The sequence below is a fragment of the Nocardia sp. NPDC049190 genome (assembly GCF_040648115.1).
Lineage (GTDB): Bacteria > Actinomycetota > Actinomycetes > Mycobacteriales > Mycobacteriaceae > Nocardia.
In genome coordinates, this window is sequence record NZ_JBEZDE010000013.1 from 81806 (window position 1) to 103444 (window position 21639).

The 21639-nt window shown below is 66.2% G+C and carries 21 protein-coding genes; 1 reads left to right on the plus strand and 20 read right to left on the minus strand.

The genetic code is table 11. The features are described 5' to 3' along the window. Positions 1 to 124 precede the first annotated feature (124 nt). The 19 genes from AB0B25_RS14200 to ftsH form a co-directional block, all read right to left on the minus strand. A complete protein-coding gene (locus tag AB0B25_RS14200; RefSeq protein ID WP_357071292.1) occupies positions 125 to 2680 on the minus strand; it encodes an ATP-dependent Clp protease ATP-binding subunit in 2556 nt (851 codons plus the stop codon). 282 nt (positions 2681 to 2962) lie between these two features. Beyond that, on the minus strand, positions 2963 to 3904 hold the full coding sequence (locus AB0B25_RS14205) for a lipase (RefSeq protein WP_357178407.1): 942 nt from the start codon (positions 3902 to 3904) through the stop codon (positions 2963 to 2965). Between the two features lie 91 nt (positions 3905 to 3995). Beyond that, the gene (locus AB0B25_RS14210; RefSeq protein ID WP_357178410.1) at positions 3996 to 4586 is read right to left on the minus strand and encodes an anthrone oxygenase family protein; all 591 of its coding nucleotides are present in this window, start codon (positions 4584 to 4586) and stop codon (positions 3996 to 3998) included. A gap of 132 nt (positions 4587 to 4718) precedes the next feature. Next, a complete protein-coding gene (locus AB0B25_RS14215; RefSeq protein ID WP_357178413.1) occupies positions 4719 to 5366 on the minus strand; it encodes an FHA domain-containing protein in 648 nt (215 codons plus the stop codon). Between the two features lie 183 nt (positions 5367 to 5549). Further along, positions 5550 to 5909, minus strand: coding sequence for an Lsr2 family protein (locus tag AB0B25_RS14220; protein WP_357178416.1), 360 nt, complete (start codon positions 5907 to 5909; stop codon positions 5550 to 5552). A gap of 115 nt (positions 5910 to 6024) precedes the next feature. Continuing rightward, on the minus strand, positions 6025 to 7491 hold the full coding sequence (gene lysS, locus AB0B25_RS14225; RefSeq protein ID WP_357178606.1) for a lysine--tRNA ligase: 1467 nt from the start codon (positions 7489 to 7491) through the stop codon (positions 6025 to 6027). Between the two features lie 292 nt (positions 7492 to 7783). Next, positions 7784 to 8215: a rhodanese-like domain-containing protein gene (locus tag AB0B25_RS14230; protein ID WP_357178419.1), complete on the minus strand. Its 432-nt coding sequence runs from the start codon at positions 8213 to 8215 to the stop codon at positions 7784 to 7786. Next, the gene (locus tag AB0B25_RS14235) at positions 8215 to 8823 is read right to left on the minus strand and encodes a cysteine dioxygenase family protein (RefSeq protein WP_357178422.1); all 609 of its coding nucleotides are present in this window, start codon (positions 8821 to 8823) and stop codon (positions 8215 to 8217) included. Before AB0B25_RS14235 ends, AB0B25_RS14230 begins: the two co-directional genes overlap by 1 nt. A gap of 181 nt (positions 8824 to 9004) precedes the next feature. Beyond that, a complete protein-coding gene (locus tag AB0B25_RS14240) occupies positions 9005 to 9802 on the minus strand; it encodes a type III pantothenate kinase (RefSeq protein ID WP_357178425.1) in 798 nt (265 codons plus the stop codon). Positions 9803 to 9820: 18 nt separating this feature from the next. Beyond that, positions 9821 to 10240 carry an aspartate 1-decarboxylase gene (gene panD / locus AB0B25_RS14245; protein ID WP_357178427.1) on the minus strand — a complete coding sequence of 140 codons (420 nt, stop codon included), beginning with the start codon at positions 10238 to 10240 and terminating at the stop codon, positions 9821 to 9823. Between the two features lie 13 nt (positions 10241 to 10253). After that, the gene (gene panC / locus AB0B25_RS14250; RefSeq protein ID WP_357178430.1) at positions 10254 to 11234 is read right to left on the minus strand and encodes a pantoate--beta-alanine ligase; all 981 of its coding nucleotides are present in this window, start codon (positions 11232 to 11234) and stop codon (positions 10254 to 10256) included. Next, the gene (locus tag AB0B25_RS14255; protein ID WP_357178609.1) at positions 11234 to 12199 is read right to left on the minus strand and encodes a DUF2520 domain-containing protein; all 966 of its coding nucleotides are present in this window, start codon (positions 12197 to 12199) and stop codon (positions 11234 to 11236) included. The genes panC and AB0B25_RS14255 overlap by 1 nt, the downstream gene beginning before the upstream one ends. 150 nt (positions 12200 to 12349) lie before the next feature. Further along, positions 12350 to 13405 carry a DUF6779 domain-containing protein gene (locus AB0B25_RS14260; RefSeq protein ID WP_357178432.1) on the minus strand — a complete coding sequence of 352 codons (1056 nt, stop codon included), beginning with the start codon at positions 13403 to 13405 and terminating at the stop codon, positions 12350 to 12352. Positions 13406 to 13475: 70 nt separating this feature from the next. Beyond that, complete coding sequence (locus tag AB0B25_RS14265) at positions 13476 to 13952, minus strand: DUF3180 domain-containing protein (protein ID WP_357178434.1); 477 nt, start codon at positions 13950 to 13952, stop codon at positions 13476 to 13478. After that, the gene (gene folK / locus AB0B25_RS14270) at positions 13949 to 14485 is read right to left on the minus strand and encodes a 2-amino-4-hydroxy-6-hydroxymethyldihydropteridine diphosphokinase (protein WP_357178437.1); all 537 of its coding nucleotides are present in this window, start codon (positions 14483 to 14485) and stop codon (positions 13949 to 13951) included. The genes AB0B25_RS14265 and folK overlap by 4 nt, the downstream gene beginning before the upstream one ends. 58 nt (positions 14486 to 14543) lie before the next feature. Then, the gene (gene folB / locus AB0B25_RS14275; protein ID WP_357178440.1) at positions 14544 to 14981 is read right to left on the minus strand and encodes a dihydroneopterin aldolase; all 438 of its coding nucleotides are present in this window, start codon (positions 14979 to 14981) and stop codon (positions 14544 to 14546) included. Further along, on the minus strand, positions 14978 to 15880 hold the full coding sequence (folP, locus tag AB0B25_RS14280) for a dihydropteroate synthase (protein WP_357178611.1): 903 nt from the start codon (positions 15878 to 15880) through the stop codon (positions 14978 to 14980). The genes folB and folP overlap by 4 nt, the downstream gene beginning before the upstream one ends. Positions 15881 to 16035: 155 nt before the next feature. Continuing rightward, the gene (gene folE, locus AB0B25_RS14285; protein ID WP_357178614.1) at positions 16036 to 16647 is read right to left on the minus strand and encodes a GTP cyclohydrolase I FolE; all 612 of its coding nucleotides are present in this window, start codon (positions 16645 to 16647) and stop codon (positions 16036 to 16038) included. Between the two features lie 145 nt (positions 16648 to 16792). After that, entirely contained in the window at positions 16793 to 19183 is a 2391-nt protein-coding gene (ftsH, locus tag AB0B25_RS14290) for an ATP-dependent zinc metalloprotease FtsH (RefSeq protein WP_357178442.1), read from the minus strand. Positions 19184 to 19855: 672 nt separating this feature from the next. Between ftsH and AB0B25_RS14295 the strand changes: the two genes are divergently transcribed. Continuing rightward, positions 19856 to 20803, plus strand: coding sequence for a hypothetical protein (locus AB0B25_RS14295; protein WP_357178444.1), 948 nt, complete (start codon positions 19856 to 19858; stop codon positions 20801 to 20803). Here the strand turns inward: AB0B25_RS14295 and AB0B25_RS14300 are convergent. Further along, complete coding sequence (locus AB0B25_RS14300; protein WP_357070261.1) at positions 20783 to 21616, minus strand: DUF1266 domain-containing protein; 834 nt, start codon at positions 21614 to 21616, stop codon at positions 20783 to 20785. The genes AB0B25_RS14295 and AB0B25_RS14300 overlap by 21 nt on opposite strands. Between the last annotated feature and the right edge of the window lie 23 nt (positions 21617 to 21639).

Genomic DNA, 21639 nt, shown 5'->3' on the forward strand with positions numbered 1-21639 from the left:
CAGTAGAAGGGCGGCCGGCACTACGGCGGCCATGGTCGGTCTTCCGAGCGCCGCGCAATTCGGCACAGGACACGAAAAGGCCCGTGCACACCGTTTCGGTGTGCACGGGCCTTCGTCGTATGACTTACTCGCCAGACGCCGACTCGACGGGACCTTCGGCCGCGCCGGTCAGCACGACTTCAGGCTTCTCCGCACTGGGAGCCTTGGTGAGTTTCGCCTTGCCGGTGAACGTGAACTTGGCATTCTCACCGGAGCCCTCGCCATCCCAGCCTTCGACATCGACGACGACGGTCTGGCCGGGGCCGATCTCGCCGAAGAGGATCTTCTCCGACAGCTGGTCCTCGATCTCACGCTGGATGGTCCGGCGCAGCGGCCGGGCACCGAGCACGGGGTCGAAGCCACGCTTGGCCAGCAGCGCCTTGCCCTGCTCGGAGAGCTCGAGCGCCATGTCCTTGTTCTTCAGTTGCTTCTCGACCCGGTTGATCATCAGGTCCACCATCTGCACGATCTGGTCGGTCGTGAGCTGGTGGAACACGATGACGTCATCGATGCGGTTGAGGAACTCCGGTCGGAAGTGCTTCTTCAACTCATCGTTGACCTTGAGCTTCATCCGCTCGTAGTTCGAACCCTCGGCGTTGCTCTGCGTGAAGCCCAAACCGACGGCCTTCGAGATATCCGACGTACCGAGGTTCGAGGTGAAGATCAGCACCGTGTTCTTGAAGTCCACGGTCCGGCCCTGACCGTCGGTGAGGCGGCCGTCCTCCAAGACCTGCAGCAGCGTGTTGTAGATCTCCTGGTGCGCCTTTTCGATCTCGTCGAACAACACGACCGAGAACGGCTTGCGGCGCACCTTCTCGGTGAGCTGACCGCCCTCCTCGTAGCCGACGTAGCCCGGAGGGGCGCCGAACAGGCGTGAGGCGGTGAAACGGTCGTGAAACTCGCCCATATCGATCTGGATGAGCGCGTCGTCGTCGCCGAACAGGAAGTTCGCCAGCGCCTTGGACAGCTCGGTCTTACCGACGCCGGACGGCCCGGCGAAGATGAACGAGCCGGATGGCCGCTTCGGGTCCTTCAGACCGGCACGGGTACGGCGGATCGCCTTGGAGACCGCCTTGACCGCGTCCTCCTGACCGATGATCCGCTTGTGCAGCTCGTCCTCCATGCGGAGCAGACGGGTGGTCTCCTCCTCGGTGAGCTTGAACACCGGGATACCGGTCCAATTGGCGAGCACCTCGGCGATCTGCTCGTCATCGACCTCGGCCACGACGTCCAGATCACCTGAGCGCCACTGCTTCTCGCGCTCGGCCCGCTTGGCGACGAGCTGCTTCTCCTTGTCCCGCAGCCGTGCGGCCTTCTCGAAGTCCTGCGCATCGATCGCGGACTCCTTCTCCCGGCGCGCGTCGGCGATCTTGTCGTCGAACTCGCGCAGGTCCGGCGGAGCGGTCATCCGCCGAATCCGCATCCGCGCGCCCGCCTCGTCGATCAGGTCGATCGCCTTGTCCGGCAGGAACCGGTCGTTGATGTAGCGGTCGGCCAGCGTCGCGGCGGCTACCAGCGCGCCGTCGGTGATGGATACCCGATGGTGCGCCTCGTAGCGGTCCCGCAGGCCCTTGAGGATATTGATCGTGTGCTCGACGGTCGGCTCGCCCACCTGGACCGGCTGGAACCGGCGCTCCAGTGCGGCGTCCTTCTCGATGTACTTGCGGTACTCGTCGAGGGTGGTGGCGCCGATCGTCTGCAGCTCGCCACGAGCCAGTTTCGGCTTCAAGATCGACGCCGCGTCGATCGCACCCTCGGCGGCGCCCGCCCCGACCAGCGTGTGCAGCTCGTCGATGAACAGGATGATGTCGCCCCGGGTGTTGATCTCCTTGAGCACCTTCTTCAGGCGCTCTTCGAAATCACCGCGGTACCGGCTGCCCGCGACCAGGGAACCCAGGTCGAGGGTGTAGAGCTGCTTGTCTTTCAGCGTCTCGGGAACCTCGCCGTTGACGATGGCCTGCGCGAGGCCCTCGACCACGGCGGTCTTACCGACACCGGGCTCGCCGATCAGCACCGGGTTGTTCTTGGTGCGGCGACTGAGCACCTGCATGACCCGCTCGATCTCCTTCGACCGGCCGATGACCGGGTCGAGTTTGCCTTCGAGCGCGGCTTGGGTCAGATTTCGGCCGAACTGGTCGAGCACCAACGAGGTGGACGGGGTACCCGCTTCACCACGCGAGCCGGACTCGACCGGCTCCTTGCCCTGGTACCCGGACAGCAGCTGGATGACCTGCTGACGCACGCGGTTGAGATCGGCGCCCAGCTTGACCAGCACCTGGGCCGCCACGCCCTCGCCCTCGCGAATCAGCCCCAGCAGGATGTGCTCGGTGCCGATGTAGTTGTGACCGAGCTGCAGCGCCTCGCGCAGGCTCAGCTCCAACACTTTCTTGGCGCGCGGGGTGAACGGAATATGACCGGACGGAGCCTGCTGGCCCTGGCCGATGATCTCCTCCACCTGGCTGCGTACGCCTTCCAGGGAAATGCCGAGCGACTCGAGCGACTTGGCCGCGACGCCCTCACCCTCGTGAATCAGCCCCAGCAGGATGTGCTCGGTGCCGATGTAGTTGTGGTTGAGCATCCGGGCCTCTTCCTGGGCCAGGACAACGACACGCCTCGCGCGGTCGGTGAACCTCTCGAACATCGCTCCCTCACTCTCCTGCTCCGACATTCTGGCAACAGACGCCGCAGTGTGCTGTGTAACAACCGTGGGCGTCAACCTGCCATGAAGCCCGGGGGTTGCGTCCCCCGCCTCCACTCTAGTTGGCGGGGAATGTTGCCGCCGCCAGTCCACCCTATGCCGACCGGCGACAGCACGGTCATTCACTCATAACGTGAGGATTGCGGTATTCGTTTCCAACCAGGTTTTGCCCTCAGCGAACAGCGATGCCCGACGGCCACTGCCTGTGCGGCCCGCCACCCGCGGTCACCCGGCGAACGGCGCGATATAACCACAGGGTACCGGGCGCGGATGCGCGGGATCGAGGGCGTTGAGCATATAGGCGGCGGCCCTCGGACTGCCCGCCATGCCCACGTGGTCGGAGTGGTCCGCGGTGCAGCCGTCCTGGACGACGATATTCGTCACGTTCGGCCCGGGAACCAGCCCGGAGGTGTACGGCACCACCGATGCATCCAGACCGGTCGCGATGTTCGTGTACGTCACGCTCGGGTGGTAGACGCCGTCGGAGTTCAGCGCGAGCACGAAATCCGATCCCCGGACAGCCTGACCGCAGGCCTGACAGACAAACCCCGCGATGGCGTCGAAGGCCGGCTTGGCGCCCATGCGGGCGCTGTACTCCGCGAGCTCGGCCAAGCCCCCGGCATTCGAACCCTGCCACGGCGGAGCCAACCCGACCAGCTTGTCCACCTCGCCCGCGCCACCGAGCCGCTTGATGAAGTAGTTGCTGATGAAGTTGCCCTGTGAGTGGGCGACGATATCGACCTTGGCCGCGCCGGTCTTGGCGAGCACGCGGCGCACGAAGTCGGCGAACTGCGGTGCGCTCTGCTCGATCGGAAGCATCCCGCCGATAGCGGACATGGGCCACGGCAGGTCGTAGGCGCCGAAGGTGGCCGAATAGACGCAGTACCCCTCGTTGGCCAGCACCGGCGCGTACACGCCCCAATTCGTCTGTGCGCCACCACCGGTGCCATGCGCGAGGACGACAGGGTTCGGGTGCGCCGCGCTCGGCCGACACGACCAGTCGTTGGTACCGGGCAGCGAACCACCCGGGTGTGCCAGCTCGGCAGGGATGCCCTCGAAGAAGTTGTAGACGACCGGATATCGCTCCGCGTGCGCCGAGCTCGCCGTGCCGGCGCAAATCGCGGCGAGCAGGACGATCAGAAATGAAAAGCCTGAGACACGCCGCACAATAGCCTCCAAGTCCGGAAGATGTGGTTCCAGCGAAGCTACCGCAGGGCGCATCTCAGGCGGGGCCGATTTCGGCGTGTTGCCCGTAAGACTAATTCTGCCGACGCACCGACGTACATACCTGGTCAGGGTACTTGTATGCCGCGAACCGGCCGGAAATGACGCTCCCCGCCATGCTCGATTCTCCACGCTGGACGCCCGCCGTGAATAGCGCGCAGCACAGAGCCAGCAATGCCACGGTATGGAACACGGCACGGACGATGTTCCAACGGACCCAAGCGGATTCGAAATCGGCGCGAACCGTGGTGAGATCGGCGATCGACGCGGGATCGCCCGCGGCGGCCAGCTGGTCGTTCAGCGGGACGTTCCACCCGGAGGTCACCGCGAAGGCGACCACGTTGAGCACCAGCCCGACCCCGATCCAGATCAGGGTGCTGCGGTGCTCCTTGCCCAGATGGAGCGCCGCCGCCACGATCGTGCCGCCGACGGCGCCGAGGAACCCGATCATGAACCAGGGATTGATGATCACCACGTTGATCTTCTGCATCACGTCGATCATGACGCGATCGTCAGCGCGTCCGAGCGCGGGCAGCACCGAATTGGCGTACCCGTAGAAAAGGCCGGCGATCAGGCCCGTGGCCAGCGTGGCAAGCACCAGTGCGGCGAGACGTGCGGCGGTCATGACTTCCTCCTGCTCGGAAAATTGTCCGGAGCCGATGGCGCTCCGGCTGCTTCTCCGAGTCAAGCCGCTTTCCCGGTCACGCTCCATGGTCGAGGATCTCGGCCTGCTGCGCGAGCGTCTACGCCGGAGACCTCACAGATCCCGATCAGAAATGAGACCGCTCTGCATGGCCAGACCCGCCAAGCGCACACGCTTCTGATTCTGCGGCAGATCCTCCACACCGAATTTGGCGAACAGCGCACGCAGATGGGTCTTGATCGCGTCGACACTGAGGAACAATTCCTCGGCGATCTGCTGGTTGGAAGCGGGGGTGGCGAAACCCGCCCCGTGTTTGTATGGGCGGCACAACGCGATCAGCACCGAACGCTGCGTGTCGGTGAGCGATCGGGCGGTGGGAATCGAGCCGGTCGAGGTGCGCGTGATGTCGTCGTGGACGCCGCCGAAGTCGTGGAAGGAAACCCGCGAGGTGCCGACCCGGATGACGTCTCCCGCCATCAGCCTTCGTCTACCGACGAGCCGGTCGCCGTTGACGAAAGTGCCGTTGCGGGAAAGCCCGTCGTCGATGATGGTCCACTGTGCGCCGAGGAACTCGACCGCCGCGTGCAGCCGTGAAACCTCCGCGTCCCAGCTCAGCGCCAAGTCGGCGTGCGGGGAACGGCCGATCGTGACGCGCTCGCGGTCGGGTGTGAGCGTCAACTCCTGCTGCCGACCCGTGTCATCGATGAACCGCAAGAATGATCCGACGAATCCTGTCACTGCGCAGATACCTCGCCTCTCCATACCGCCAGTGACCATCGCACGTTTCCATGGTGCCGCGTTCGGTTACCGCGAGCAAGACCGATTCGTCCGTTATCCCTGGCCACCGCGCCATCCGGTGCTGCAGCTATATCGAAGCCCTATCACAAAACAAGACCGCCGCCCCGACGTCGCACGATTCGCCGGGACGGCGGCCGAAAAATACAACTATCCCTTCGCGGCCTTGTTGTAGGCGTCGGTGATGTCGGCGGAGATACGCCCCCGCGCGGACACCTTGTGTCCATTCCGACGCGCCCACTCGCGAATTGCGGCGCTTTGTTCCCGGTCGATGGAGACCCGACCCTTCGGGGTGCCCGCCGCCGCCGTGGCGGCCTTGACCCGACGCCGGCCACTGACCCGGCGCGCATTCGAAACCCACTCTTCCAAACCGTCGCGCAGCTTCGCCGCATTTGCCGACGACAGGTCGATCTCGTACGACACACCGTCGATCGCAAACTCGATGGTCTCGTCCGCGATGGACTCACCGTCGACATCGTCGATCAGGCTAACGGTGACCTTCTTTGCCATGAGATGAACGTCCTCTCGAAATCGTGCGACCCGCATACTAGGCCGATTACCCGAGGCAAGAATACCTCGAATTCCGGAAATTCCAAGACGGAGTCGCTGCGTTGCAATCCGATGCTCAGCGAGTGACCGGACGCACAATTGGGAACAGTATCGTTTCTCGGATTCCCAATCCCGTCAGCGCCATCAACAACCGATCGATTCCCATACCTGTTCCGGTGGTCGGCGGCATGCCGTGCTCCATCGCGGCGAGGAAGTCCTCGTCGAGCGCCATCGCCTCGTCGTCGCCCTGCGCGGCCAGCCGCGCCTGATCCACGAATCGCTCGCGCTGGATCACCGGATCGACCAACTCCGAATAGCCAGTGGCCAACTCGAAGCCGCGCACATAGAGGTCCCACTTCTCCGTGACACCCGGTTCACTGCGGTGCTGCCTGGTCAGCGGCGAGGTCTCCACCGGGAAGTTTCGCACAAAAGTCGGTGCGTAGAGCTTGTCACCATACTGGTGTTCCCACAGTTCCTCGACAAGTTTCCCGTGTCCGTAGCCCTTGTCCTCCGGAATTTCCAGACCGACCCGATCCGCGAGCGCGCGCAATTCGGCAATCGACGTATCCGGAGTGACCGCGACACCCAGCGCATCCGATAGCGAGGGGTACATCTCGACAGTCGACCACTCCCCGCGTAGATCATATTCGGTGCCGTCCGCGAGCATCACCACCTGGGTACCGAACACCTCCTGGGCCACTTCCTGCACCAATTCCCGAATCATCGCCGCCGAGTCGTCATAGGTGCCGTATGCCTGGTATGTCTCCAGCATCGCGAACTCCGGAGAATGCGTGGAGTCCGCACCCTCGTTTCGGAAGTTCCGGTTGATCTCGAAGACCCGCTCCAAGCCACCGACAACGCAACGTTTCAGAAATAGCTCAGGAGCAATACGCAGGTAGAGGTCCATATCGAGCGCATTGGAATGGGTGACGAACGGCCGCGCCGCCGCGCCGCCGTGCAACGTCTGCAGCATCGGAGTCTCCACCTCGAGGAAACCCCGGCGTTCGAGCGCATTGCGCATCGCGCGGACAACAGCGATACGGGTCCGAGCCATTTCCCGCGCCTCAGGACGAACGATCAAGTCGACATAACGCTGCCGGACTCGCGACTCCTCGTTCATCTCCTTATGTGCCACCGGTAGCGGGCGTAGCGCCTTGGCCGCCATGAACCAGGAATCGGCCATGACGCTCAACTCCCCCGTTCGTGACGAGATCACCTCACCGCGCACGAAAACGAAGTCACCGAGGTCGACATCGGCCTTCCAGGCGGCAAGCAAGTCCGCGCCGACGCCGTTCAGGCTGATCATCGCCTGCAGCTTGGTGCCGTCCCCCTCCTGCAGGGTCGCGAAACACAACTTGCCGGTATTACGCATGAATATGACGCGTCCGGCGACACCCACCTGCTGCCCGGTGCTGGTGTCCGCGGCCAGGTCGGGATATGCGGCCCGAATTTCGGCGAGGGCGTGTGTGCGTGGCACGACCACCGGATATGCCTCACCACCGGCCGCGAGCAACCGGTCCCGCTTCTCCCGGCGAATCCGCATCTGCTCCGGGGCGTCGCCGGCGTCGGACGCCACGGCAGGCTGCGAATCCGATGTGGATGCGCTGGAGGATGCGGGGTTGCGGGTGCTCACATCGAACAACCCTAGCGTGCACCGGAAATCGTTTTGCGGGCCGCCCGCACTCTACTCCGGAGTAACGAATCGGCATCGGCTCCGCGGCCCCCCACGGGCCGGTTTGCCGGTACCGCGGACAGCCGAAAAGCCGGTACGCATCACCCGGTGTCCGAAAAGACCTGAGCACCCGGCTAATTCGACATGGAAGCGATCGAGAGAATTACAGTGACGCGAGCGCATCGGCTGCGCGCGCGAAGTGCGGAGCCCGCACGGCAACGTTCAGCAGCCCAGCCGCCTTCAATGCCTGATACCCGCCGACCAGGTCGGTCGCCCGATGCAGCCCGAGTTGTTGCAGGGCCGCGGCGGCCAGGCTGGAAGTAAAGCCCTCCGAGCAGACGACCACCCACGCCACGTCGTGATCGGCGGCCAGGGCCAGTCGGGCAGAGCTGGTCGGGTCGAGCCGCCATTCCAGAACATTGCGCTCGATCACCAAAGCACCGGGCAAAGTGCCCTCGCGGTCACGCTGCGCTTGTGGCCGGATGTCCACCAGAATGGCGCCCCCGTCCAGCGCTTCCGGCAATTCGAAGGCGTAGATCCGGTTCAGCTGAGCCCGCGCGCTGTCGAGCATCTGATCGATCGTCAAATGGGACATTACATATCACCTTCGGGCTCGTCGGTGAGAACGGTTCGGGTGCGCCGCAGGGTGCCGTTACCGGTGACCTCGTAATAGGACATGGCGGTGAGCGGCGGAGAATAGACGTGCACGCTCAACGTCGGATCGAGCGGGCCGGTGGATTCGCCGTCGCCGAAGGACGGCTCCGGCGCACGCATCACGTCGTGCACCCAGCCGATCGGGAACGACGCCTGATCACCCGCCGTGAGCGTGCGCAGACGCAATTCCGTCCCGGTCCAGCGGTATTCGGACAGAGCGCCGCTGAGCACGGTCAGCGCGCCGAGGGATCCGGCGTGATCGTGCAGTTCAGTGGATTTCCCCGACGTCCAGCTGATCAGCCAGACGTCGACTTCGTCGTCGGTGCGTAATCTGGCCGCCCAGCGCTCGTCCAACGGCCACATACCGTTCGCGGGAAGCAGGTGGTCGTAGCGGCCGGCCAGCACATCCTCCGCGCCTTCATCGGTCAGCCGCAGCAGATCAGCCGGACGCAACCGGGTCGGCAGTGCGGGCGCCACCGAGCGGCCTTTAGACAGGGTCGCCGAAAACGGATCACGCGCGGAAGAAGGACGAAGTACAGAAGAACGCATGAGCGAATCTCCAGGGAATGGTATCGGTCGAGGGCGGGTGCGCAGCCTCGATCGGTCGAGGCAATATCAGCCTCGACAACACTCCTGGGTGTTCATGCGGAAATACACGAGTCGGAGTTTAACAGCACACAGCACGGTGCCGGCAAGTGCCCGGTGTGCGACGAAGCCGACACCGGGCAGTTCATACATTCCCCTTGCGTCGCTGGTTGCGTTCGTATACAAGCCGAAGACCGGTCAGCGTCAGATGTGGATCGTGGTCCTCGATAGTCTCCGATTCCGGGACGATCAGCGGCGCGGTCGCGCCGGTCGCCACCACCGCGACGTCGTTGCCCGCGAACATGTCGAACTCGTCGCGAATCCGATCGATCAGCCCGTCCACCAGCCCGGCGAAACCGAATACCGCGCCGGACTGCATGCATTCCATGCTGTTCTTCCCCAGCACGGAACGCGGCCTGGTCAACTCGGCCCGCCGCAGCGCGCTGCGCTCCACCAACGCCTCGGTGGATATCTCCACACCCGGCGCGATGATTCCACCGAGGAACTCGCCCTTGTTCGACACCAGATCCACACAGATCGCTGTACCGAAATCCACCACGATCGCGGGCGAGGAGTAGCGCTGATAGGCCGCGAGGCAGTTCACGATGCGGTCCGCGCCCACTTCCTTCGGGTTGTCCACCAACAGTGGAATACCCGTGCGCACACCGGGTTCCACCAGCACGTGCGGAACGTGGCCCCAGTACTGGGCCAGCATGCCGCGCAGTTCGCGCAGCACCGGCGGCACCGTGGACAGCGCGCAGACACCGATCACCTCGTCCAGCTGCGCACCGACCAGCCCACGTACCTGCATGGCGAATTCGTCGGCGGTCAGCAGCGGATTCGTGTGAATTCGCCAGTGTCGCACCAGTTTCGAATGAGCACCGCTGCCCGAGAACAGACCGAGCTCGATACCGGTGTTACGAACATCAATGGTCAGCAGCATGACTCGGCCCGCCGGCCGTCAGCTGACGGACAGGGAGCGCGGCGAGGTCAAGCCCGAGCCCTCCGGCGCGTGCGCTGGGTCCGAGCCCAGCTCGACCGGGCGGTTGCGCACGTCGACGAACACCACCTTCGGGTCGTACGCCGCGAGTTCCTGCTCGTCCATCTGACCATAGGCGATCACGATGACCAGGTCGCCGGGATGGACCAGATGAGCCGCGGCTCCGTTGATCCCGACCACGCCGGAACCACGCTCACCCGCGATGACATAGGTCTCCAGACGAGCGCCGTTGTCGATGTCGACGATGCAGACCTGTTCACCCTCCAGCAGATCGGCGGCGTCGAGCAGGTCCTGGTCCACGGTGACCGAACCGACGTAGTGCAGATCGGCGTGCGTCACCGTGGCGCGATGGATCTTCGACTTCATCATGGTGCGCAGCATTGCGTCGCCCTTTCTAATTCACCGGTGGGAGCCGGACGGGATCGGACACCACCGCAGCAGACTGGGAGCTGTCCGCGGCAGGCCGCGAACCGGAGACGGTGGGGTGGCCATCGATCGAAGCACCGAGGGAGACGGCGATGTTGTCGATGAGCCGAGTGACACCGACCCGGGCCGCGATCAGCAATCTCGCGTTGCCGGCGTCCGGTGCGGGGCCGAGATCGGCCGAGCGCAACTCGAGGTAGTCGAGGTCGACGCCGGTCGCGGCGTCGAGCACCTGGCGCGCAGCAGCGAGAACCGCGGCCGCGCCGAGGCCGCCCGCGTGCCTGCCCGCAGACAGCGCCGCGGACAGCGCGACAGCCGATTCGCGCTGCGGCGCGTCGAGATAGCGGTTGCGCGAGGACAGCGCGAGGCCGTCCGGCTCACGCACGGTGGCCACCGGGGTGATTCGCACGTCGAAATTCAGGTCACGAACCATCTGCCGGATCAATGTGAGCTGCTGATAGTCCTTCTCACCGAAGAATGCCTCGGTCGGTCGCGCGATCTGCAGCAGCTTGGCGACCACAGTCAGCATCCCCGCGAAATGGGTCGGGCGGCTGGCCCCCTCCAATTCGGCGCCGATCGGACCGGGGTGCACCGTGGTTCGCGGACCGTCCGGGTACATGTCGGACACACTCGGCGCGAACACCAGCTCGACACCCTCGCGGCGCAGCAGCTCGATGTCGGCGTCCACGGTGCGCGGGTACTTGCCCAGGTCCTCGTTCGCGCCGAACTGCAAGGGGTTCACGAAGATCGAGACGATGACGACCTGGTTGGTCCGCTTGGCCAGTCGCACGATCTCCAGATGACCCTCGTGCAGCGCGCCCATGGTCGGCACGAGCGCGACGGTGCGGCCGACGCCACGCAGCGCGTGGGACACGGCAGCGAGCACGGCGGGCTCGTGGTGCACGGTCAACTCACCCGGCCGGTAGGCGCCACGTAATTTCGGGTCGAACATCAGCGCCCTTTCAGCAGCTCGATGACGGCGGAGTCGGCACCCGCCCATTCCGCCGTGCGTAGCGACAACGCGCGATAACCCGCGGCGAGACGGGCATCGACGGTTGTCAGCGCACCCAGGTGGGCGGCCACCGCATCGGCATCGTTGCGGGCCACCGGACCGGTCAGCGCGGAAGGACCGCGGCGCAGCGCGTTGTCCAACGCGGCCGAGGCCAGCGGGGCGAGCAACCGCTCGGCAAGACCGTTCGGCTGATCGTCGACGACCTGCTGGCCGAGCAATCCGGGGCCCTCCAGCGCGACACGCAGCGCGGCCAGCGCGTCGACGATCACCGTGACCAGGTGATTGCTGCCGTGTGCGAGCGCGGCGTGGTACAGCGTGCGGTTCTGCTCAGACACCAGAACCGGCTCGCCGCCCATCTCGATCACCAGCGACTGCGCGATGGCGTAGCCGATCTCGTCAGCGGCGGTGACGCCGAAACAGGCGTTGCCCAGCCGCGACACGTCCTCGTCGTGTCCGGTGAAGGTCATCGCGGGATGGATCGCCAGTGGCAGCACGCCATGCGCGACAAGTGGAGCCAGCACGCCGACCCCGTTCGCGCCGGAGGTGTGCGCCACGATGGTGCCCGCCCGTACGACGTCCGTCTCGGCCAGTCCGCGCACCAGACCAGGCAGCTCGGTGTCGGGAACGGCGAGTAGTAACAGTTCGCTGCGGGCGGCCACCTCTTCGATCGGGAGGATCTGCGAGTCGGGCAGCCGGGTCCGTGCGCGGCGCACCGAGGCATCGGAGATGGCGGCGACACCGAACACCACGTGCCCGGCGCGTTCGAGCGCCGCGCCCAGGGCAGAACCCACACGTCCCGCGGAGACGATGCCCACCGTCAGGCGGGCGGGCGCGGGGTCAGCACTGGCGACTGCTCGTGGGTCGCTGGAACCGGGGTAGCCCGAAGTCGCGTTATCGGAATTCACGCTTCTCGAGGTCAACGTTGTCCTCTCGACGTCGTTCCAGTCCCGCCATGCGGGTACCGGACGGTACTCCACGACAATATCGGGACGCGGTTCACCGATGCCATGGGGTGTCGTCGTGATGTAGGACGCAGGTGCCCGACCAGGCGCCGGTCAGTCCCGTTCGCTCTCCTCGGACTGCAGGTTGGCCATTATCTCGGCCACCGAGAGTCGACGCGTCGGTTTGTCGTCGGCGGACTCGGCCCTGCGGCGTCTACGTGCACTCTGCGACCCGGCCGTGGGCTCCCGGGTCGGCCACGGCTCGGGATGCGGACGCGGAGCCGGATCGAAGCGCGAAGCCGGATCGAAGCGCGGAGCCGGATCAGGGTTCGGAGCCGGATCGACGTTCGGAGCCGGTTCGGAGCGCGAAGCGGAATCAGTGCCTGGAGCGGGGCGCTTGGCGGGCAACGTCGCGGGCTCGTCGGCGGGCGCCTCGGTGAACGCGTCCGCCCACCCGCGTAGCTCGGGGTACCTGCCCTCGTCTGGGTGCGCCTCGTCGGCATCGACATCCTCGTCCTCCAGCGAGACGACGGCGGTCTCGGCGGTGACCGGCTCATCGAACGGACTGGCGAAGACCGGCGGCTCCGGATGCTCGGGGACGAAGACCGGCGTCACAGTGCTACGCGGTTGCTGGTCCGCGAAGACCGACCACATCCCGGCATTCGCGGAGCTATTGTTCGCCGATTCCGCGCTCGAGCTGGTGAGCTCCTGAATCCGGGTCGAATCGGCCCGCAGTGCCGGGCGATCCATCGGCAGATCGCCGTCGAAAAGCCGCTGCAGGCTGTGCCGCAGCACGGTCAGTTCCGCGCGCAGCGCCGCTAGTTCGGCCGCATCGGCGCCCACTTCCTCGCGCACCCGCGCCTCGACACCGAGTTCATACTCACGCCGCGCGGTGACTTCCCGCTCCAACTGCAACTCGTAGACCGTTTGCAAATCGCGGACTTTGGCTTTATCGATCGTCGCTTCCTTGCGGTACTTCGTCGCGGCCAGCGCGCCGATCGCCGCCGCCCACAACGCCGCGACCAGACCTACCCGTACGAACTGCACGCTGTTACTGAAGACCAGAAAAACACTGGCAACCAGACCGAGCAGAATCAAGACGCCGATGAAGAATTTTCCCGCCTCTTCCCGCCGCGTACGGGAAGTGCTGCTCCGGGAGGGTGACACCATGCCAGTCAGGGTAGCTTGAACGCCGAGCCGGACCCAGAATCTGGTTGATTACTTAAGTTCACGAAACTAGCTATGTAGTTGCCGGATCGTCGGTGGGGTCATCAGGAGCCCGGCAGCAGTACTCCAGCCAGAGAGCCGCAGCAACCAAAGCCACCCCTGCCAGCATCCCGACGATCGCACCGGGGCTGTCGGCGGCCGCCGCGTGCAGCGTGCCGCGCTGCGGGAACACCCAGCACAAGAAACCGAGCCAGATACCTGCGGCGATCGAACCCACCTGCACAGACGCCTTGGCCAACGCGACGGCGCGTGCCGCGGTGATCGGATGGAGCTGGTGACGTGCGTCCCCGATCTGATGGTCGCCTATCCTGGCCCGGATCACGAAGGCGAGCCCAGCCTCGATGGCCGCCACCGGATACAGCGACGCGCCTGCGAAAGCCGAGATCGGCGGGAAATTGTCGTAGGCCATCCGAGTGGCGATCCACGCCACGATCGCCGCGATGAGAACGTTCGCGACGAGATCGAGGACGCGCGTCGGCTTCAGTTTCATGACACCGCACCGGTCAGCGCGAACTCGGTGCGACGCACACCCGCGCGCTCAGCCGGATCGAGCCGCTCCACCAGGTCCGCCACCGGATGCGGTATGCCGTCGACCTCCAGCACCGCGTCCGGCGCCACGTCCAACCACGGGACGAGCACGAAAGCACGGCTGTACGCCCGCGGGTGCGGCAGAGTCAGATTCGGATCGGCGCTACGGCAGGCAACCGGCTCGCCGTCGCACAACTCGGCGCACCAGACCACGTCGACATCGAGTGTCCGCGCACCCCAGCGCACATCGCGGATACGGCCCGCGGCACGCTCCAGCTCTTGGCCACGACCCAGCCAGTCCACGCATCCGAACCCCGGATCGTCCACCAACACAACGGCATTGAGAAAGTCATCCTGTGCGACGCCGCCCCAGGGCGCCGTCGAGTACACCGACGAGACGGCGAGCACCCGATCTCCGAATCCGTCCACCACGCTGCGCAGATGCCCCAGGCGGTCGCCCAGGTTCGAACCGATGGACAACACGGCGCGGCTCACCGACATGCCTCCGCCAGGTCGAGCACGATCAGGAACGCCACGCAGGGGTGTCGATCGCTCATTGCGCGGGCCCCCCGCGGTGGCGCGAGGTGACCACCCGGACGTCGGCGAAAGTGTGCGGAATCGGCGCGGACGGCTTGTGCAACACCACCTCCACCGATCTGATCCGCGGATCGGTCATCACGTCGTCGGCGATCTCCGCGGACACCGTCTCGATCAGGTTGCGTGGCGGCCCTTGGATGATCCGCACCGCGCGCTCTGCCAGCGCGCCGTAGTCCACCGTCGACACCAGATCGTCCGAAGCCACAGCGTCCGCGAAATCCACCCACACAGTCACGTCTACCAAAAACTCCTGGCCATCGCGCCGCTCGTGATCGAACACCCCGTGGTGCCCGTACGCACGAAGACCGCGCAACTCGATCCGGTCGGCGCCACGCCGGATCGGCGAATCCTGTACTGGCGCACCGTTTTCGGCATGGACCGGGGACTGGCTCATCGGCGAGCTCCTTGCGCACTCGGTCGGATCGTGTCGTACCCGGGGACTCGACGCCGGGCGGCGTTCTGCCCCGCGGTGTTCTGCCTCGCGGCGTTCTGCCCCGCGGCGTTCTGCCATGCGGCGGTGACGGCGATGGCATCGAGCGAAGCGCGCACGTCGTGCACGCGCACCCCCCAGGCGCCGTGCAGAGCGGCCAGCGCCGAGACGGTCGCCGTGGCCGTTTCACGTCCGTCCGGCGGGCGCGGCCCCGCGTCGTCGGCGAGCAGCGCGCCGAGAAAACGCTTGCGTGAGGCGCCGATCAGGATCGGCAACCCGTGCGCGACGAGTTCGGGCAGCGCGCCGAGCAGGGCCCAGTTGTGGTCGGCGTTCTTCGCGAAGCCCAGCCCGGGGTCGAGGATCAGTCGGGCCGGGTCGACCCCTGCCGCGACGGCCGAGTCCACCTGAGCGGTCAGCTCGGCGAGCACCTCGGCAACGACATCGTGGTAATGGTCGGCCGGGCCGGTGTGCCGATAATCAGCGCCGGCACGCCAATGCATGAGGATCCACGGCACGTCCGCAGAAGTGACCACCTTCACCATGTCGGGGTCGGCGCGGCCACCGGAGACGTCGTTCACCACGTCGACACCGACAGCGATCGCCGCTTCGGCCACCGCTGCGCGCATGGTGTCCACACTGGCCGGCACGCCTGCCTCGACCAGTCCGCGAATGACCGGTGTCACTCGCGCGATCTCGGTCGCCGAATCGATTCGTACAGCGCCGGGCCTGGTCGACTCGCCGCCGACATCGATGATGTCCGCCCCCGCCTTGTACAGCTCCACACCGTGCGCGATCGCCAGGTCCGGGTCGAGGTACCTGCCGCCATCAGAGAACGAATCGCTGGTGACATTGACCACACCCATCACTATGCAGGAGCGGCCGCCACGCGCGCTGATCCGTCCCGGTCCGGTCAACCGGGCCGCAGGCGCCGTTTCCGGTCGCCCGGCTTCCGTTCGGGTCGTGCGCCGGCCCATGGCGGCGGCGTCTTCCCTCGCCGGTCCCGACACCGCCGGCCCTGTCACTTCCGCAGAATGAGATCGAGCGCCTCGGCACGCGAAGCGGGGTTGGACTGGAGCAGCCCGCGTACGGCCGACGTCGTGGTGCTGGCGCCGGGCTTGCGGATGCCCCGCATCGCCATGCACAGATGCTCGGCCTCGATAACGACGATCGCACCGCGCGGATCCAGTTTGCGCATCACCGAGTCAGCGATCTGACTGGTCAGACGCTCCTGCACCTGTGGACGCTTGGCGTACAGGTCGACCAGCCTGGCCAGCTTCGACAATCCGGTGACCCGGCCGTGCTCGCCAGGGATATAGCCGACATGCGCGACACCATGGAACGACACCAGATGATGCTCGCAGGTGGAGTACAGCGGAATGTCGCGGACGAGGACGAGTTCCTGATGTCCCTCGTCGAAGGTGGTGTTGAGCACCGAGTCCGGCTCGACGTAGAGCCCGGCGAACGTCTCCCGGTAGGCGCGTGCGACTCGAGCGGGCGTCTCGAGCAAACCAGGCCGGTCGGGGTTCTCACCGATGGCGATCAGCAATTCCCGCACGGCGGCCTCGGCCCTGGCCTGGTCGAACGACCGACCGGTTGCCAAAGCGACGGGCGCTGACTCGGTCGCACCGATATCGACACCGTTACGTCCGGCGCCATCCGACTCGGCGAGGGTGTGGCCACCGCCGTGATTGTTGGCCGACAATCGAGGACACCTCCAAAATCTCGGGTGCCGACAATTACTCGGCACCCCGAAGGTCGAGCCTAATCGTGACTGGTCAGTGCCGACCGTTCGGTCCATCCCATTCGTTCTCGGCCTCGCCGTTCGGGTTCGTGCGCCCCGGCTCGTCATAGCCCGGACGGTCGCCGTACCCACCATGCTCATAGCCGCCCTCGGGTCCGCCGTGCGGGCCCCACTGCTGGTATCCCTGCTGCGGCGGCTGGGCCTCGCCCCAGCCGCCGGACTGGCCCTGCGGCGGCTCGTCCCGTGGCGGCCAGCCGGGGGCGGACCAGCCCGCGGGCGCACCGTAGTCCGGCCGCGAGCCATGCGTGCCCTGACGCGGGTAAGCCGGGGCAGGCACCGGCGGCGGCGGGTATCCGCCCGGGGGCGGGGTCGGGCGGCCGTACTGCGGTGGCGCGTCGTAACCACTCTCATGCGGGTAGCCATTGCCGACGTGCGGCTCACGCTTGGCGGCGGCGGCCAACGGCGGCGCGACCGGCTCCGCCGGCCACGGTTCGCCGCGCTCGGCGGCCAGCTCGCCCGGGGTCTTCACCGGCGGCTTGTCCGAGGGGACGCGATCACCGAAGTCGTTGAACGCGGTAATCCGTGGGCGCTTGTCCACCGAGTCGAGAATCTGCTCGAGATCCTTGCGATGCAACGTCTCTCGCTCCAGGAGCGCGGTAGCCAACACATCGAGGACGTCGCGGTACTCGTTGAGAATCGCCCACGCCTCGGTGTGCGCGGCCTCGATCAGGTTGCGCACCTCCTCATCGATCGCGCCCGCGACCTCGTGCGAATATTCCGAACCCATACCCATCGAGCGGCCGAGGAACGGATCGCCTTGTTCCTGGCCATAGCGAACCGCGCCCAGGCGGGCACTCATGCCGTACTCGGTGACCATCGCGCGGGCGATCTTGGTGGCCTGGTCGATGTCGGACGAGGCGCCCGTGGTCGGCTCGTGGAACACCAGCTCCTCGGCCGCGCGTCCACCCATCGCCATGACCAACCGGGCGATCATCTCCGATCGGGTCATCAGGCCTTTGTCATCCTCTGGCACTGTCATCGCGTGGCCGCCGGTGCGACCGCGCGCCAGGATGGTGACCTTGTACACCGGCTCGATGTCCGGCATCGCCCAGGCGGCCAGGGTGTGACCGCCCTCGTGGTAAGCGGTGATCTTCTTCTCGTGCTCGCTGATGATCCTGCTCTTGCGGCGCGGGCCGCCGATCACGCGGTCCACCGATTCCTCGAGCTGCTCGCCGGTGATCACCGCGCCGTGCTCGCGGGCGGTGAGCAGGGCAGCCTCGTTGATCACGTTGGCCAGGTCGGCGCCGGACATCCCGACGGTCCGCTTGGCCAGACCTTCCAGGTCGGCGTCCGGCGAGATGGGCTTGCCCTGCGAGTGCACCCGGAGGATGGCGCGCCGACCCGCCAGGTCGGGGTTGCCGACCGGGATCTGCCGGTCGAACCGGCCGGGACGCAGCAGCGCGGGATCGAGGATGTCGGGCCGGTTGGTCGCGGCGATCAGGATGATTCCGGTGCGGTCGCCGAAGCCGTCCATCTCGACAAGCAACTGGTTGAGCGTCTGCTCGCGCTCGTCGTGGCCGCCACCGAGGCCGGCTCCGCGCTGTCGGCCGACCGCGTCGATCTCGTCGACGAAAATGATGCACGGGCTGTTCTGCTTGGCCTGCTCGAAAAGGTCGCGCACGCGGGAGGCGCCGACACCGACGAACATCTCCACGAAGTCCGAACCGGAAATGGTGAAGAACGGCACACCCGCCTCACCGGCCACCGCGCGGGCCAGCAGGGTCTTACCGGTACCCGGCGGTCCATACAGCAGAACACCCTTGGGAATCTTGGCGCCGAGGGCCTGATACCGAACCGGGTTCTGCAGGAAGTCTTTGATCTCGTACAGCTCTTCGACCGCCTCGTCCGCGCCCGCCACATCGGCGAACGTGGTTTTGGGCATGTCCTTGGACAACTGCTTCGCCTTCGACTTGCCGAAGCCCATCATGCCGCCGCGGCCGCCGCCCTGCATGCGCGCCATCACAAAGATGAACAAGCCGAGCAAGATCACCATCGGCAGCACGAACAACAGGATCTGGGTAAACCAGCTCTCCTGTTTGACCACGGTGTTGTAGCTGGCGCCGGAATTGCGCACGGCGTCGAAGATCTGCGCGGAGGTTTCACTGCCGCCCGGATACTTCGCGATGATCTTGGCCTGGCCGCCGGTAGCGTCGTTGCCATTCTTCAGCTCGACGCGGAGCTGCTGCTCACGGTCATCGATCTGGACGTTCTGCACATTGCTCTTGTCGTTCAGCTGGCTGAGAGCAACCGATGTATCGACGCTCTTCCAGCCGCGCGTGTCGTTGCCGAAGTAGCTGAACGCATAGATGACGAGCAAAATGCCCGACACTATGGCCAGGGTGCGAAAGACAGTCTTGCGGTTCATAGAGCGTCGGCCGGGGCGGCCAGTCCTTTCCGGTGTCTCCGGTTCTTGCCGAGCGATGCGTCTGGCGCGTCCGGTTCCGCGAGGGGTTCGGATGCGGACATGTCACGTTACCGCGTACCGTCTAATCGATACATCGCGCAGTTCGGCTGCAGGTGCAGTTAAAAAGGTAAACGGCCGGGGACCGACGGTGGTTCCCGATGTCTCCCGTCCGGCTTACTCCAAGTGGCAACAATCATGGCATGTTCGGCCTATCGTGAGCGACGACACAACATCGCGGGGCGAGCGACGGGCACGGAGGCGGTAGCTTGCGTAACCACGTAGGGCCCCGGGAGCACCGCTCAGCAGACCGAGCGGGGCGAGCGACGGGCACGGAGGCGGTAGCTTGCGTAACCACGTAGGGCCCCGGGAGCCCCGCTCAGCAGACCGAGCGGGGCGAGCGACGGGCACGGAGGCGGTAGCTTGCGTAACCACGAAGAGCCCCGGGAGCACCGCTCAGCAGACCGAGCGGGCGGACGACGGGCACGGAGGCGACAGCTTGCGTAACCACAAACGGCACCGGAAATACCGCTTATCAGACCGAGCGGCGCGGCGGGCGACGGGCAGGACAGCGGTAGCTCGCGTAGCCACGTACAGCCCTGGCAGCGCCGCATATCAGACAAGAGCGCAGGGGGTATGGACATAGTCGAGTTACGGACACCCACAGCGATAGTGCGGCACGGTCGCGGCAGGTTGATCGTTCTGCGCCCGGGGTCCGAGGGCGAGCGCGTACTCGATGTGCCGGTCTCGGACCTCCTCAAAGTCCGGCTGAACCGGCGTGCGGACGACGCTGTCGTCATCGAGATCTACCTGCGATACCCGACTCCGGTACTCACCGGCGTTCCGGCGGACCGCACGGCGCTTCCGGTCCTGATCGCCGAGCACGACTTCCCCGCGGCCGCCGAGATCGTCGACCGGATCAACTCCCAGATCCTGGCCACCCAGCGCATCGACGTGGCGGCCCCTGACCTGCGCCCACCCACCCCTTCGTGGCGCAGGATCGGCCCGACGCGCGCGGACGTGGACCGGGCGACTCGCAGGATGACGCCACGCCGCGACGCCAAATCGGCGATCGCCGCACTGCATCGGTATGTGACACCGGACGAGTACGTGCTGGAGACCGCCGTCGCGATCGCGCACCCGCCCGCCGGCACCGGCTCCGGCCTGCTCGCCGCGACCACGGAACGATTGCTGTTCATCTCCGTCGGCAACGACGAGCGCTACGCGCACGAGCTACCCATTCCGGCGGTCATGTGGGCGCGCACCACCGACACCCCCGCTGTCGGGCCCGGAGAGATCGGCGCGCCACGCGGTACAGCCGGCATCGACGTGCACGACGGCAATCGAACACTTCGTTTCACGGGCACCGACCGCGCCGACACCGAACGGGTCACCTGTGCGCTGAACTTCGCGATGCGCCGCGATTCCGCCGACGGCGCCGCGGGTCCCGCGGACCCCGGTGTGGCCCAACTGTATTCGGAGTGGGAGTTGCTCGTCGAGCGGCACTCGCTCGGGATGGTCGACGACGCGCAGTTCCAGCGCTACGGCCGCGGCATCCTGCGCTCACTCCCCGACGGGAGCTGAGTTCAGCGTGACCCGGCGCCACGGGCTGGTCGGGCGCAGCCACAGCCGAAGCAACTCCTTGCGGCGGTCGACGCCGCCGTTCTTCAGCTCGGCCAGGTCCTCGCAGGCCTGCCAATAGGTCCAGCCGGTCAGGTAGGCGTCGCCGAATTGGCGCCAGTTGCGGTATTTGCTCTGCGCCAGCGGCAACGCGCGCGCCAGATAATCCCATGCCAGGTCGGCTTCGAGATAACCGGCGGTGTAGGCCATCCTGGCCACCGCGACCACCCTGGCCAGGTCCCAGGCGTGGATGTCGCTGGGCAGCGGCCTGGCGAGATGATCGGTGAAGCCGATCTTGATCGCCTGCGACCAGATGTCGTAGTCGCGGACCAGCGCTTCGGGATTGTCCATCCCGCGAAACGCGCCGACCTGGCGCAGGAACGCGCGGTGCCGGTCGGCCCGTTCGCCGAAGCGGTCGCGCTCGTTCGCATTGATCGATGCCGTCACCAGCGGATGAACCAACGCGTACAGCGGGGCGTGCATGCCCTCCAGCAACTGTTCCATCGAGGCCCGCGCCTCGGTTCCGTCGGTGATGCCCCATGCGCCGGTGAGCGTATCGATAGCGAGTTCGCGACGGTCACCCAGCGGATGCTCGCGTTCCGGCCCGAGGAGCAGTGCGTCGTGGAAAGCATCCCAGCGCGACGAGTAGAACGCGCCGAGGGCCAGCGCCCGCAACTCGTCGTCGGAGACCGCGGCGCCGGACCAGTGGTCCTCCTCCCGCTCGTCCAGTTCCGCGTACGGAAATGTCGTCAAGGTGGGTACACCACGCGAAGGCATACCCCGATTGTTCCCCATCGACC

What these genes read in the sequence shown, in the direction of transcription:
- AB0B25_RS14295 (WP_357178444.1), top strand. Translation starts at nt 19,856, where the DNA reads ATGGACATAGTCGAGTTACGGACACCCACAGCGATAGTGCGGCACGGT.
- AB0B25_RS14210 (WP_357178410.1), bottom strand. Translation starts at nt 4,586, where the DNA reads ATGACCGCCGCACGTCTCGCCGCACTGGTGCTTGCCACGCTGGCCACG.
- folB (WP_357178440.1), bottom strand. Translation starts at nt 14,981, where the DNA reads ATGAGCCAGTCCCCGGTCCATGCCGAAAACGGTGCGCCAGTACAGGAT.
- AB0B25_RS14265 (WP_357178434.1), bottom strand. Translation starts at nt 13,952, where the DNA reads ATGAAACTGAAGCCGACGCGCGTCCTCGATCTCGTCGCGAACGTTCTC.
- AB0B25_RS14235 (WP_357178422.1), bottom strand. Translation starts at nt 8,823, where the DNA reads ATGCGTTCTTCTGTACTTCGTCCTTCTTCCGCGCGTGATCCGTTTTCG.
- AB0B25_RS14260 (WP_357178432.1), bottom strand. Translation starts at nt 13,405, where the DNA reads ATGGTGTCACCCTCCCGGAGCAGCACTTCCCGTACGCGGCGGGAAGAG.
- ftsH (WP_357178442.1), bottom strand. Translation starts at nt 19,183, where the DNA reads ATGAACCGCAAGACTGTCTTTCGCACCCTGGCCATAGTGTCGGGCATT.
- AB0B25_RS14230 (WP_357178419.1), bottom strand. Translation starts at nt 8,215, where the DNA reads ATGTCCCATTTGACGATCGATCAGATGCTCGACAGCGCGCGGGCTCAG.
- panC (WP_357178430.1), bottom strand. Translation starts at nt 11,234, where the DNA reads ATGTTCGACCCGAAATTACGTGGCGCCTACCGGCCGGGTGAGTTGACC.
- AB0B25_RS14200 (WP_357071292.1), bottom strand. Translation starts at nt 2,680, where the DNA reads ATGTTCGAGAGGTTCACCGACCGCGCGAGGCGTGTCGTTGTCCTGGCC.
- AB0B25_RS14300 (WP_357070261.1), bottom strand. Translation starts at nt 21,616, where the DNA reads ATGCCTTCGCGTGGTGTACCCACCTTGACGACATTTCCGTACGCGGAA.
- panD (WP_357178427.1), bottom strand. Translation starts at nt 10,240, where the DNA reads ATGCTGCGCACCATGATGAAGTCGAAGATCCATCGCGCCACGGTGACG.
- AB0B25_RS14215 (WP_357178413.1), bottom strand. Translation starts at nt 5,366, where the DNA reads ATGGAGAGGCGAGGTATCTGCGCAGTGACAGGATTCGTCGGATCATTC.
- AB0B25_RS14220 (WP_357178416.1), bottom strand. Translation starts at nt 5,909, where the DNA reads ATGGCAAAGAAGGTCACCGTTAGCCTGATCGACGATGTCGACGGTGAG.
- lysS (WP_357178606.1), bottom strand. Translation starts at nt 7,491, where the DNA reads ATGCGGATTCGCCGGGAGAAGCGGGACCGGTTGCTCGCGGCCGGTGGT.
- AB0B25_RS14240 (WP_357178425.1), bottom strand. Translation starts at nt 9,802, where the DNA reads ATGCTGCTGACCATTGATGTTCGTAACACCGGTATCGAGCTCGGTCTG.
- folP (WP_357178611.1), bottom strand. Translation starts at nt 15,880, where the DNA reads ATGGGTGTGGTCAATGTCACCAGCGATTCGTTCTCTGATGGCGGCAGG.